This window comes from Pseudomonas sp. TWR1-1-4, from assembly GCF_049897165.1.
Lineage (GTDB): Bacteria > Pseudomonadota > Gammaproteobacteria > Pseudomonadales > Pseudomonadaceae > Aquipseudomonas > Aquipseudomonas canadensis.
Genome location: NZ_JAFCVS010000008.1, coordinates 458,074 through 469,861, shown reverse-complemented (window position 1 = coordinate 469,861; position 11,788 = coordinate 458,074). Strand labels below are relative to the sequence as shown.

The following is an 11,788-nucleotide window of genomic DNA, read 5'->3' as shown; positions in this document are numbered from 1 at the left end:
GACCATAGAGCATTGGAACCACCTGATCCCATCCCGAACTCAGTAGTGAAACGATGCATCGCCGATGGTAGTGTGGGGTTTCCCCATGTGAGAGTAGGTCATCGTCAAGATTAAATTCCAAAACCCCTGTTTGCTAACGCAAACAGGGGTTTTGTTTTGGGCGGTCGAAAAGTCAGTCATCGCAAATCAATTCGACAACCCTGTGACTCCTCTGCGCAATTCCTCTCATAAAAACGGCTCATCAGCATGCCGTTCGGGAATTCGATACAAAGTGTTTCCGCATTTTTGGTATGGTGCAGCACATTTTCACAGGGATTGATCTTTCATCCGCAGGACGCGGCGTCGACCTTATTCAACGAGATGCTGTAGAAATGCCTGAACCCATACCGATCAAAGATCACGAAAAAGAGAACCGCCTAGTCAACAAGCGCCTGCTCGCCTGCGCGCTGTTGGTGATCGGCATCACCTGCGCGCTAGTGGGGCGCATGTACTTCCTGCAGGTCGTACAGTTCGACTATCACTCCACGATTTCCGAGAACAACCGTGTCCACGTATTGCCGATCACCCCGACGCGTGGGTTGATCTATGACCGTAACGGCGTGGTACTGGCCGACAACCGCCCCAGCTACAACCTGACCATCACCCGCGAACGCACTACCGACCTCAAGGGGGAGTTGGACGCTATCGTCAGCTTGCTGCACCTGCCTACCGAAGACCGCGCTGTCTTCGACAAGGCGCTGAAACAGGCGCGCCATCCTTTCGTCCCTGTGACCTTGTTTTACGAACTGACCGAAGAGCAGATCGCGCTGCTGGCCGTGAACGAGTTCCGCCTCCCAGGCGTAGACGTAGAACCGCAGTTCGTCCGCCATTACCCGTTGGGCGCTCACTTTGCGCACTCCATCGGTTACGTAGGCCGGATCAACGAGAAGGAATCCAAAGCCCTCGACTCCGTGGAGTACCGCGGTACGCAGTCCATCGGCAAGACCGGTATCGAGCGCTTCTACGAATCCGAGTTGCATGGCCACGTCGGCTATGAAGAGGTCGAGACCAATGCTCAGGGCCGCGTACTGCGCGTACTCAAGCACACCGACCCGATCCCCGGCAAAAACATCGTGCTGAGCCTCGACGTGCACCTTCAGGAAGCGGCAGAAGAAGCCTTGGGTGATCGCCGTGGTTCGGTGGTTGCACTGGACCCGCAAACCGGTGAAGTACTGGCCATGGTCAGCAAGCCAAGTTTCGATCCGAACTTGTTTGTTACCGGTATCAGCTTCAAGGAATACGCCGCGCTGCACGACTCCATCGACCGTCCGCTGTTCAACCGTGTATTACGCGGGCTCTACGCGCCAGGTTCGACCATCAAGCCGGAAGTCGCCATCGCTGGCCTGGACAGTGGTGTTGTCACTGCTCAAACCCGAGTATTCGATCCTGGCTACTACCAGTTGCCGGACTTTGACCACAAATACCGCAACTGGAACCACAGCGGCGACGGTTGGGTGGACATGGACGCGGCCATCATGCGTTCCAACGACACCTACTTTTACGACTTGGCCCACAAGCTGGGCATCGATCGCCTGCACGACTACCTGGCTGAGTTCGGCCTGGGCCAGAAAGTCTCATTGGACATGTTCGAAGAGTCCGCCGGCCTGATGCCTTCCCAGGCCTGGAAGCGCGCCACGCGCCGGCAACCCTGGTTCCCGGGCGAAACCGTGATCCTCGGCATTGGTCAGGGCTACATGCAGGTCACGCCACTGCAACTGGCCCAGGCTACCGCACTGATCGCCAATAAAGGCGTGTGGAACCGACCGCACCTGGCCAAGACCATTAATGGTGTGCCACCCGTGGATGAAAACCCCATGCCCAACGTGGTCCTCAAGGACCCGCGTGACTGGGAACAGGTCAATCACGGCATGCAACTGGTGATGCACGATCCGCGTGGCATCGCCCGCGCTGCCGCACAAGGCGCGCAATACCGCATTGCCGGCAAGAGTGGTACGGCGCAAGTGGTGGCGATCAAGCAAGGTGAGCGCTACAACCGGGAGAAGACCCTGGAACGCCATCGCGACAACGCCCTGTTCGTTGGCTTCGCGCCGGCCGAACACCCGAAGATCGTGATTTCGGTGATGATCGAAAACGGCGAGGCCGGTGGCCGCGTGGCAGGCCCGGTGGTGCGCCAGATCATGGACGCCTGGCTGCTCGACCAGGAAGGCCATCTGAAACCGCAATATGCGACGCCGGCAAAAGCGCCCGGCGACCCCAAGGTGTGATTCAGGCTTTCCACTCGTCCCATTGGTCTACGTCTTCGTAGACCAGCCAAGGCACATCATGGGCGGTCCAGATGTGCGCGGTGGGCCTGACGCCTGGATCGTCATCCAGCGTCGCCACCCGCACAATGACGTGGGGTTGATGCCCTCGCTCCGCCATCAGGTGTGAACCACAGCGCGAGCAGAAATGCCGCAGTTTACCCGGCGACGATTCGAAGGACGCCAGCAACTCCTGGCCCTGTGTCCAGCGAAAGTGTTCACGCATCACGCCTGCCGTCGCCACAAATGCCGCCGCATGCACCTTGCGGCAGCTGTCGCAATGGCAGTGGCTGATGGGCATATCCAGGCTGTCGAGTTGATAGTGCACGGCCTTGCAGAAGCAACTTCCATGGAGCTGTTGAGTCATCGTGATCACCTCAAGGGGAGGGGGACAATTTACCTTTCGCCGACACGCTGCGCATCCGAGATTTCCGGTGAAGTGGCTGCCGGTTGGAACGTATTCGGCGGCTACACCTACCGCGAGTCGTATGCCACCACGCAGATCAACTACACCGGGCCGTACTACAAGGCGGTCCAGGATTCCTTCGCTGTGGCGGGCCTGTTGGCGAACTACCAGGTGGATGAGCACTTGTCCGTAGGACTGAACGTCAACAATCTGTTCGACAAGAAGTATTACGACGGCATGGGCACGTTCAACTCAGGTTCCTACGGCGAGCTGCGTAACGCGATGGTCAACGCCAAGTGGAAGTTCTGAAGTAAGTCGCAACACCAATGCGTGGCCGAAAGGTTGCGCATTGTTCGATGTCGCCTACTGTCAATGGAGGAGGTGACTTATGCACGTATTGGATCGAATCGAACGAAAAGCCCTGCTCAACGCGTCACGTAGGCAGGTCTGGGAGGCCATCACCGATGCCGAGCAATTCGGCCAATGGTTTGGTATCGCCCTTACAGGCAAAACCTTCGTTGCCGGGCAAAGAATCGAGGCGCCGATCACTTATCCGGGCTACGAACATGTGGTCTGGAAGGCCAGGATCGAACGCATCCTGCCGCAAACACTGTTTTCTTTCTGGTGGCATCCCTATGCGGTAGATGAGGATGTCGACTACGACCAGGAAACCCCAACGTTGGTGCAATTCACGATTGAGGATCGGGCGCCGGGTATTCTGCTGCGGGTGGTCGAATCCGGGTTTGATGCCGTGCCTGAGGCACGACGGCAGAAGGCCTTCAAAATGAATTCCCGTGGCTGGGACGAACAGATGGGCAATATCGAAAACTACCTGAGCCAGGCCCGCCAGGCTTGAGGGTAACGGGCATCCTCAATGATGCCCGTCTTTCATTAGTCTCAGCCTTCGTGAGCGGTGGTGATCTCCAGGGTGTCGGTGTAAGTCACCACCACACTCTGCCCGACCTTGAGGTCTTTGAGGCCGGCACGGATTTCCGGTTTCTCAACGTTCAACACCTTCGTCGCACCGGCTGGATTCTGCAGGGTGGCCAGGGCGATTGCCTGGCGCAGGGAACGAGATAACTTCATTCTCAGGACTTCCATGTGAGAGAAGCCCTGAGTCTAGAGGTGAGCCGGCGATGCGCAAATCTGCCGGCTCACGTTGTTGCCGCCCTGTTAGAAGTCCACGCTGGCCGACAGCTTGGCAACACGTGGATCGCCTTGGCTCAGGAAACCGCCCTGCGCCGATTCCCAGTACTTTTCGTTGGCGACGTTTTCCACGGTGGCGCCGAGGGTGACGTCACGCTGGGCCACCTTGAAGTTGTAGCGCGCGCCTACGTCGAAGCGGTTCCATGCCGGCAGACTCAGGTTGTTCGCGGCGTCGGCGTACTGCCCACCGGTGCGCAACATGCGGCCGTTGAGGGTCACGCCTTGCAGGCCAGGCACATCCCAATCCACGCCGGCATTGAGCTGGAACGAAGGCACGCCGATTGCGCGGTTACCGTCGTTGGCGCCGTTTTGCGTGTCCTTGAGTTCGGTCTTCATCACGGTCACGCCGCCCAGCAAGCGCAGGCCGCTGATCGGTTCGCCGAAGACGTTCAGTTCCACGCCTTTGTTGATTTGCAGGCCTTCGCGGACATAACGCGCTGTCGTTGCATCGATGACTTGAACGTAACCGGCCCCAGGTTGTTCGATACGGTAAACGCCCAGTGTTGCCCCATAGGTGCCCATATCAACCTTGACGCCTGCTTCGATTTGCTTGGAGCGGGCCGGTGCAAAGGGTTGGCCGCCGCCAATCACCGTCCTGCCCCCGGAGTTGACAGGCGACGTCGGGCCTTGGGCCAAACCTTCGATGCGGTTGGCATAGAAGGACACATGCTCCCAAGGCTTGAAGACCAGGCCGTAGACCGGCGTGGTGATCGATTCGTCATAGTTGGCGGTACGCGTGCCGCTCATGTAGTTGTAACCCTGCACCACGATTTGCTGGCGGCGTGCACCGACCGTCACCAACAGGCGGTCATCGAAGAACCCCAGCGTGTCGGACACCGCCGTACTGCGCACAAAGGTCTTGGCGGTGATGGTCGGGTCGCTGAAGTCGGTGCCCGGTGTATTGCGTGGGTTGTTCAGGGCCGGTGGGGCACCGGTCACCGGGTTGTAGATATTGGTTGGGGTGCGTGGGCTGGCGAACACATAAGCGTTGCGCGCCTGGGTCCAGATGCCGGCCAAGCCGAAGTTGAGTCGATGGCTTACAGGGCCGGTCTGGAACTTGCCGTTCAGGCCGCCCATGACGCTGCTGTTGTCTTCTTCATGGGCGATGGTCGAACCGCTGGCGGTGGCATTGCCCAGGTTATCGGTCAGGGTCACCGACGAGTAGCGCCCCATTTCGCGGGTGTGTTTGGCGCCTGCCGCCGCATAGGCCGTCCAGTTATCGTTCAAGTCATACTCGGCGCGCAGCATTCCCAGGGTGTCTTCAAGGTTGGTGCTGCTCCAGCTCGGCGCGTAGTTGGTGTCGGCCGACGGTGCATCCGGGACATGGGTGGCGGTGCCCAGGAAGACCGAATTGCGCCCGCCGTTGATACGCTGCTTCTGGTACACAAAGTCACTCGACAAGCGCAACGCATCGCCACGGTAGTCCAGGCCGACGGCAAACAGCTTCGAGCGCTGGCTTTCATCATCGATACCGGTGTCGCCTTCGCGCTGGGACAGGTTCACCCGTGCGCCAAAACGGTTGTCTTCACCGAAGCGCTGGCCAATATCCAAGTGTTCGCCCACCCGCCCATCACTGCTGATGTCAGTGCTGAACCGACGCAGCGGCACATCATCGGCGCGCTTGGGTTGCAGGTTTACACCGCCGCCGATCCCCGAGCCGGTCGGGGTTACACCGTTGATGAAGGCATTGGGGCCCTTGAACACTTCCACGCGCTCCAAGGCGTCAGTGGAGATGATCTGTCGCGGCAGGATGCCGTATAAGCCGTTGAAGGAAATGTCGTCGCCATTCAGTGGCAGGCCACGGATCATGAAGGTCTGCGCCTGGTTGGCAAACCCCGACGCCTGGCGCACGGACGAGTCGTTGAGTAGCACATCACCGACGGTCTCGGCCTGCTGGTCGCGAATCAGTTTCTCGGTGTAGGAGGCCATGCTGAATGGCACGTCCATGATGTCCTGGTTGCCCAGCACACCCAATTGACCTCCGCGTGCCACTTGGCCGCCGGCGTACACCGGGGGTAGGGCGCTTGGTGCGGGGGCGTCGGCATTGATGTTGGTAGCGCCCAGTTCCAGCGTGTTGCCCTCCTGACCGGTGTTCGCATCCTGCGGGGTGGCTGGGGTGGCAGCATGAGCGCTGAGGCTCAGGGAGCAGCACAGGGCGAGCAGGGTCGGGCGAAACGGCACGGCGAATGGGGCGGGCATGGGCGATCCTGACGGCTAACCGTCATGTGTGAGGAAAAGGGCAACGGCGTTGCGCGTCCTCACTGCGCGGATACGACTCCGGTGCAAATGATAGTAATTATTATTAACGCGATGCAACAAATTTTTACCAACACGGTCTGCGCGCGCGGATGCCGAGTAGAATCACGCCCTGAAAGCGATTCCTGAGGTGCGGTACGGTGGATTTACAGCAGGGTTTTGTCCTGACCCGGCATTGGCGCGATACCCCGGCGGGCACGGAGGTCAGCTTCTGGCTGGCCACCGACCAGGGCCCGAGGTTTATCCGCCTACCCGTGCAGACCTCGGTGATGTTCATCCCCGAGGCCCATCGCAAGCCGCTGGATTGGCTGCTCAAGGGCGAGCGCGATATCGAGTTGCGCCCGTTGCAGCTGTGCGATTTCCATCACCGCCCCGTCCTTGGCCTGTACACCCGCCAGCACCGCCAGGCAATGGATGTGGAAAAACGCCTGCGCGCGGCGGGCGTCGACGTCTACGAAGGCGACGTGCGCCCGCCCGAGCGCTACATGATGGAGCGCTTCATCACCGCGCCGGTGTGGTTTGGCGGCACACCCGACGCCAGCGGTGTGCTCTGCGACGCGCAGATGAAACCCGCGCCCGACTACCGTCCGCCGCTGAAACTGGTGTCCCTCGACATCGAAACCACTGCCCAGGGCGATCTCTACTCCATCGCCCTCGAAGGCTGCGGCGAGCGCCAGGTGTACATGCTTGGCCCGCCGAACAACACCGACGCGGTGGACTTCAAGCTCGACTACTGCGATACCCGTGCCCAACTGCTCGAACGCCTCAACCAATGGCTGGCGCTGCACGACCCCGATGCGATCATCGGATGGAACGTGGTGCAGTTCGACCTGCGCGTGCTCCACGAACATGCCCAGCGCCTCAACGTGCCGCTCATGCTTGGCCGTGGTGAAGAACCGATGGCCTGGCGCGAACACGGCAGCCGCAACCATTACTTCGCAGCGGCGGCGGGGCGCTTGATCATCGATGGCATCGAAGCCCTGCGTTCGGCCACCTGGAATTTCGAATCCTTCAGCCTGGAAAACGTCGCGCAAACCCTGCTGGGCGAGGGTAAGGACATCTCCACACCGTACCAGCGCATGGACGAGATCAACCGTATGTTCGCCGAGGACAAGCCCGCCCTGGCGCGCTACAACCTCAAGGACTGCGAGCTGGTCACGCGGATTTTCGAGAAGACCGAACTGCTCAAGTTCCTGCTGGAGCGCGCCAGCGTCACTGGGCTGCCGGCTGACCGCAACGGTGGCTCCGTCGCCGCGTTCACCCATTTGTACATGCCGCTGATGCACCGCCAGGGCTTCGTCGCGCCGAACCTGGGCGACAAGCCGCCCCAGGCCAGCCCCGGCGGATTTGTCATGGACTCGCGCCCTGGCCTTTACGAATCGGTGTTGGTGCTCGACTACAAAAGCCTCTACCCGTCGATCATCCGCAGTTTCCTGATCGACCCGGTTGGCTTGATCGAAGGCCTCAAACATCCTGACGACAGTGACTCGGTGGAAGGCTTTCGCGGCGCACGGTTTTCCCGCACCCGGCATTGTCTGCCATCCATCGTCGCACGGGTTTCCGAAGGCCGCGAAGTGGCCAAGCGCGAACATAACGCGCCGCTGTCCCAGGCGCTGAAAATCATCATGAACGCCTTCTACGGCGTACTCGGCTCCAGCGGCTGCCGCTTCTTCGATACACGCCTGGCCTCGTCGATCACGATGCGTGGCCACCAGATCATGCGCCAGACCCGCGAACTGGTCGAAGCCCAAGGCTATGAGGTGATCTACGGCGACACCGACTCGACCTTCGTGTGGCTCGGCAGTGCGCATTCCCAAGAGGACGCCAGTCGTATCGGCCAAGCCTTGGTGCAGCACGTCAACGATTGGTGGCGCGAGCACCTGCTCACCGCGCTCGGCCTGCAAAGCGCCCTGGAGTTGCAGTACGAAACCCACTTCACGCGGTTCCTCATGCCGACCATCCGTGGTGCGGAGGAGGGCAGCAAGAAACGCTATGCCGGCCTGGTGGTGCGCAGCGATGGCAATGAAGAAATGGTCTACAAAGGCCTGGAAACCGTGCGCAGCGACTGGTCGCCCCTGGCCCGTCGATTCCAGCAGGAACTCTACCAGCGCATCTTTCATCGCCAGCCCCATCAGGACTATATCCGCGACTACGTGCGCCGTACCCTCAGCGGCGAATTCGATGAGCTGCTGATCTACCGCAAACGCCTGCGCCGCCGGCTGGACGACTACGAGCGCAACGTGCCGCCCCATGTCCGCGCCGCGCGTCTGGCCGATGAATACAACGACCGCCTGAACCGCCCGCGCCAGTACCAGCGCGGTGGCTGGATCAGCTACGTGATCAGCGTCAATGGCCCGGAACCCCTGGAAGTGCGGCAAGCGCCCATCGATTACGACCACTACGTCACTCGGCAATTGCAGCCGGTGGCGGATGCGATCCTGCCGTTCGTGAATGACGATTTCAGCACCCTGGTGGGCGGTCAGATGGGCTTGTTTTAAAACGCTTGATTCGTCAGGGTGGCAGCCTGCACTCTCTGTCTCTGATGACCACCCAGACGGCGCTGCCACCATGACCCTGATCACTCTGACCGGCACCACGGTCGAACTCCTGCCCCTGCAAAGGGAACACAAGGCCGCCTTGCTCGACGCCGCCGCCGATGGCGAATTGTGGAACCTGAAGGTCACCAACGTACCGGGCCCGGACACCGTCGATCAATACATCGATACTGCCCTGTCAGGGCGTGATGCCGGTAGCGTGATCCCGTTCACTTTGGTGCGTCGTGAAGACGGCCAAGTGGTCGGCAGCACTCGGTTCTGGAAGGTCGACCGGGTCAATCGCAAACTGGAAATCGGCCATACCTGGCTGGCGCTGTCCACGCAGAAAAGCGCGATCAACACCGAAGCCAAGTTGCTGTTGCTGACCTACGCGTTCGAAGTGCTCGACTGCGTGCGCGTGCAATTCACCACCGATGAACTCAACGAAAAGTCCCGCGCCGCGATCCTGCGCCTCGGCGCCGTGCAGGAAGGTATCGTGCGCCACGAACGCATCATGTCCGATGGGCGCAAGCGCAACTCGGTGCGCTTCAGCATCATCGATTCGGAATGGCCGCAGGTGAAAGCCAACTTGCAGGCCAAACTGCAACGCTAGGAGGAAAAGCCCATGTACACGCTGTATGGCATCGACGAATCCGGCTCTTGCATGATCGAAATCGCCCTGCAGCGCTGTGCAGTGCAGTGGCGACGGGTGGACGCGGCCTCCTGGGCGGAGGGCGAAGGCAGTGATGAGTTGGCTCGGATCAACCCGCTCAAGCAGGTGCCCACACTGGTCACCCCCGATGGCCAGGTGCTGACGGAAAGTGCTGCGATCCTGATCCACCTCGGCCTGGAATATCCCGCTTCGGACCTGCTGGCCGGCAACCGCGCGCAGATCATCCGCGGCCTGGTGTACATCGCGGCCAATTGCTATTCGGCGATTGGCATCATCGACTACCCGCAACGCTGGCTCGGCAATGTCAACGAAACGGTGCAGGCGCAACTGGTGACGGGCACTCGGCGTTACCTGCACCAGGCCTGGGTGGTGTTCGCTGATCAATTCGACGAGCAATTGTTTGCGCCCAACGGCGTGCCCAATGCGCTGGGCCTCATGGCGGCGGCGGTGTCGCGCTGGGATGAAGCACGTGAGGCATTGGACGGCCTGGCGCCGGGCTTTGCCCAGAGCCTGGCACAGGTGGATACCGACCCTGTCGTCGCCCCCGTATTTGCGCGGCATTGGCCGGAGTGGAAGGTCTCATGATGTTTCCGAAATCAGTGGAAACAATGACAGTCGAGCCCACCAAACCCTTGCGTAGCGGGCGTCCTGTCCTACGCTTTCTTAAAGTGGTGTAGGAATCATCCTTGAATTTGACTGTCGCAGACATGAAACTCAAGAACCCTGCATGGAATACAAAGGAGGTGCGCATGCTCATCCGGTCGCTGACCCTGGCTACCTTGATGGCTTTTACGGGGCCGCTGTTGGCTGCTGATGATATCAACCCGCTCAAGCAAGACTTGGGCAAGGCCCGGCCGCTGGTGGTGGTGGAGCTTGACTCCGGCAACAACACCTTGGCTACCCTCAAGAAACAGTTGGACGAGCCTGCGACCAAGCAGTCCTTTGAAGAACGCAGCATGGTGTTCTACACCGTGAAGTTCGGCAGTATCGGCGCCGAAGGCGAGAAGTTCGCCAAGGACCCCAAGGACAATAAAAAGCTCACGCCTCCGGAAACCAACGCGCTGATCCGAGCCCTCAAGCTGGGTGCTGGCAGTGGCACCAAGGTGATCCTGGTGGGCAAGGACGGCGAGAAGAAAGTCGAGAAGACCGTGCCACCGGATACCCTCGACCTGAAGGAATTCTTCAGCGCCATCGACCAGATGCCGATGGCCGAGAAAGAAACCGCAGCCGCCCCGGAGCCTGAACCTGCCGCCCCGGCGCCAGCCAAGGGCGCCAAGCCTGCCAAACACGGCGCCAAGCCAGCCCCGCAACAACTCGACGACTGAACCCAACACCCTGTAGGTGCGAACGCCTACAGGGTTTTTTGAGGCTTGCGCACCGGAAACGGAAAGTAGAAAAACCGCAAAAACGCCACCCGCTTGATCACTTCCCCGATCAGCAAAGGCACCACCACAGCCACCACGAAACCCACGCAAGCCGCGACAAATGCGTGCAGCCCCAGGCGCTCCAGCAGGTCAACGGTCTTATGCTGGATCTCGCCGTGGAAGATCAGCAGGATCAAGGTGTTCTGGCCAATGTAAGTCATCGCCCGCGTGATAACGGTCGACACCATCAGCACCCGCGCCAGCGACCAGCACGCGTACACGCCGAGCACCGCCAGCAGGCTGGTCCACAGCCAGTGGTCGTAGCGGCGCTGCGCCAGGTCCATGGTGGCGTGGCTGTAGAGGAACACGGCGGCGAACAACGCTACCGAAATCAGCAGCGCCAGCCACGATCCCTCATGCCGACGCAGCCAGTCGCGCAGCAGGTAGCCGCAGATGAAGTAGGTGCTGCTGATCAGGGTGATTTCAAGGCCGAAGGGCAGGCCGGGCAACGTCCAGGTCTGCCCGCCGACGCTCACCGGTATTTGCCAGAACCACGGCAGTACCCAGATGCCGATCAACAGTTGTACTGCCATCAGCAGGCAGCTCACCGGCAATGAAAGCTTCAAACGCTGGATCAGGCGCAGCATCACCCAACTGAACAGGATGGCCACCCAGAAGTGCGGCAGAAACCACAGCGCCTGCCAGGGAATGGTATCCACCGAGGCATACAGCACGCCGCCGATGTCCGGCAGCAGGGGTTGGCCGCGCAACACGTCGCGTACGATCACGTACACCAGCATGGTGAAGAAAAACGGCTTGAGCAGACCGTCGGCCTTGCGTACGGCCATCTCCACAAACGGCTGCTCGGGCTTGAAGAACACGCCGGACAGGAAAAAGAACAACGGCAAGATGAACGAGGCGATGATCGGGTACTGCAGCTCCAGCGAGTTCGCCACGAACCAACTGTGACCGTACACGATCATCAGGATGCCGATGCCCTTGGCAATGTCCATTTGAATCCAACGATGTTTCATCCGCCTATCCCCGGT

11 protein-coding genes and 1 rRNA gene are annotated in these 11,788 nt (G+C 60.3%); 8 read left to right on the top strand and 4 right to left on the bottom strand.

Annotated elements, in window-relative coordinates:
* Together rrf and mrdA are read left to right on the top strand one after the other, a co-directional pair.
* A 5S ribosomal RNA gene (rrf, locus tag ACP7C6_RS26695) occupies positions 1 to 110 on the top strand; the annotation flags it as partial.
* 261 nt (positions 111 to 371) lie between these two features.
* A complete protein-coding gene (gene mrdA, locus ACP7C6_RS26690; RefSeq protein ID WP_068931704.1) occupies positions 372 to 2,264 on the top strand; it encodes a penicillin-binding protein 2 in 1,893 nt (630 codons plus the stop codon).
* A gap of 1 nt (position 2,265) precedes the next feature.
* Here mrdA and ACP7C6_RS26685 read toward each other — a convergent pair whose 3' ends face one another.
* Positions 2,266 to 2,667 carry a GFA family protein gene (locus ACP7C6_RS26685; protein WP_028619508.1) on the bottom strand — a complete coding sequence of 134 codons (402 nt, stop codon included), beginning with the start codon at positions 2,665 to 2,667 and terminating at the stop codon, positions 2,266 to 2,268.
* Between ACP7C6_RS26685 and ACP7C6_RS26680 the strand changes: the two genes are divergently transcribed.
* Together ACP7C6_RS26680 and ACP7C6_RS26675 are read left to right on the top strand one after the other, a co-directional pair.
* Positions 2,650 to 3,015, top strand: coding sequence for a hypothetical protein (locus ACP7C6_RS26680; RefSeq protein WP_426109470.1), 366 nt, complete (start codon positions 2,650 to 2,652; stop codon positions 3,013 to 3,015). The genes ACP7C6_RS26685 and ACP7C6_RS26680 overlap by 18 nt on opposite strands.
* Before the next feature lie 79 nt (positions 3,016 to 3,094).
* Positions 3,095 to 3,562: an SRPBCC family protein gene (locus ACP7C6_RS26675; protein WP_426109469.1), complete on the top strand. Its 468-nt coding sequence runs from the start codon at positions 3,095 to 3,097 to the stop codon at positions 3,560 to 3,562.
* 41 nt (positions 3,563 to 3,603) lie between these two features.
* Here the strand turns inward: ACP7C6_RS26675 and ACP7C6_RS26670 are convergent, their stop codons facing one another.
* Together ACP7C6_RS26670 and ACP7C6_RS26665 are read right to left on the bottom strand one after the other, a co-directional pair.
* Positions 3,604 to 3,792, bottom strand: a complete 189-nt coding sequence (locus ACP7C6_RS26670) for a hypothetical protein (protein WP_236318507.1) — start codon at positions 3,790 to 3,792, stop codon at positions 3,604 to 3,606.
* An 87-nt stretch (positions 3,793 to 3,879) separates the two neighbouring features.
* Positions 3,880 to 6,111: a TonB-dependent receptor gene (locus ACP7C6_RS26665; protein ID WP_426109468.1), complete on the bottom strand. Its 2,232-nt coding sequence runs from the start codon at positions 6,109 to 6,111 to the stop codon at positions 3,880 to 3,882.
* Positions 6,112 to 6,308: 197 nt separating this feature from the next.
* Between ACP7C6_RS26665 and ACP7C6_RS26660 the strand changes: the two genes are divergently transcribed.
* The 4 genes from ACP7C6_RS26660 to ACP7C6_RS26645 all read left to right on the top strand — a co-directional run bounded on the left by ACP7C6_RS26660 (position 6,309) and on the right by ACP7C6_RS26645 (position 10,700).
* Positions 6,309 to 8,666 carry a DNA polymerase II gene (locus ACP7C6_RS26660; protein WP_122684153.1) on the top strand — a complete coding sequence of 786 codons (2,358 nt, stop codon included), beginning with the start codon at positions 6,309 to 6,311 and terminating at the stop codon, positions 8,664 to 8,666.
* 70 nt (positions 8,667 to 8,736) lie between these two features.
* Positions 8,737 to 9,315 carry a GNAT family N-acetyltransferase gene (locus ACP7C6_RS26655; protein ID WP_068931711.1) on the top strand — a complete coding sequence of 193 codons (579 nt, stop codon included), beginning with the start codon at positions 8,737 to 8,739 and terminating at the stop codon, positions 9,313 to 9,315.
* A gap of 12 nt (positions 9,316 to 9,327) precedes the next feature.
* Positions 9,328 to 9,960 carry a glutathione S-transferase gene (locus ACP7C6_RS26650; protein ID WP_426109467.1) on the top strand — a complete coding sequence of 211 codons (633 nt, stop codon included), beginning with the start codon at positions 9,328 to 9,330 and terminating at the stop codon, positions 9,958 to 9,960.
* A 164-nt stretch (positions 9,961 to 10,124) separates the two neighbouring features.
* On the top strand, positions 10,125 to 10,700 hold the full coding sequence (locus ACP7C6_RS26645) for a DUF4174 domain-containing protein (RefSeq protein WP_068931713.1): 576 nt from the start codon (positions 10,125 to 10,127) through the stop codon (positions 10,698 to 10,700).
* 26 nt (positions 10,701 to 10,726) lie between these two features.
* On the opposite strand, the gene ACP7C6_RS26640 is transcribed toward ACP7C6_RS26645, so the two are convergent.
* Entirely contained in the window at positions 10,727 to 11,773 is a 1,047-nt protein-coding gene (locus tag ACP7C6_RS26640) for an acyltransferase family protein (protein WP_068931714.1), read from the bottom strand.
* Positions 11,774 to 11,788 lie beyond the last annotated feature (15 nt).

Excerpts from the sequence above, each read along its gene's own strand:
- ACP7C6_RS26645 (WP_068931713.1), top strand. The coding sequence starts at position 10,125 with ATGCTCATCCGGTCGCTGACCCTGGCTACCTTGATGGCTTTTACGGGG.
- ACP7C6_RS26650 (WP_426109467.1), top strand. The coding sequence starts at position 9,328 with ATGTACACGCTGTATGGCATCGACGAATCCGGCTCTTGCATGATCGAA.
- ACP7C6_RS26675 (WP_426109469.1), top strand. The coding sequence starts at position 3,095 with ATGCACGTATTGGATCGAATCGAACGAAAAGCCCTGCTCAACGCGTCA.
- ACP7C6_RS26655 (WP_068931711.1), top strand. The coding sequence starts at position 8,737 with ATGACCCTGATCACTCTGACCGGCACCACGGTCGAACTCCTGCCCCTG.
- ACP7C6_RS26685 (WP_028619508.1), bottom strand. The coding sequence starts at position 2,667 with ATGACTCAACAGCTCCATGGAAGTTGCTTCTGCAAGGCCGTGCACTAT.
- ACP7C6_RS26665 (WP_426109468.1), bottom strand. The coding sequence starts at position 6,111 with ATGCCCGCCCCATTCGCCGTGCCGTTTCGCCCGACCCTGCTCGCCCTG.
- ACP7C6_RS26670 (WP_236318507.1), bottom strand. The coding sequence starts at position 3,792 with ATGAAGTTATCTCGTTCCCTGCGCCAGGCAATCGCCCTGGCCACCCTG.
- mrdA (WP_068931704.1), top strand. The coding sequence starts at position 372 with ATGCCTGAACCCATACCGATCAAAGATCACGAAAAAGAGAACCGCCTA.
- ACP7C6_RS26640 (WP_068931714.1), bottom strand. The coding sequence starts at position 11,773 with ATGAAACATCGTTGGATTCAAATGGACATTGCCAAGGGCATCGGCATC.
- ACP7C6_RS26680 (WP_426109470.1), top strand. The coding sequence starts at position 2,650 with ATGGAGCTGTTGAGTCATCGTGATCACCTCAAGGGGAGGGGGACAATT.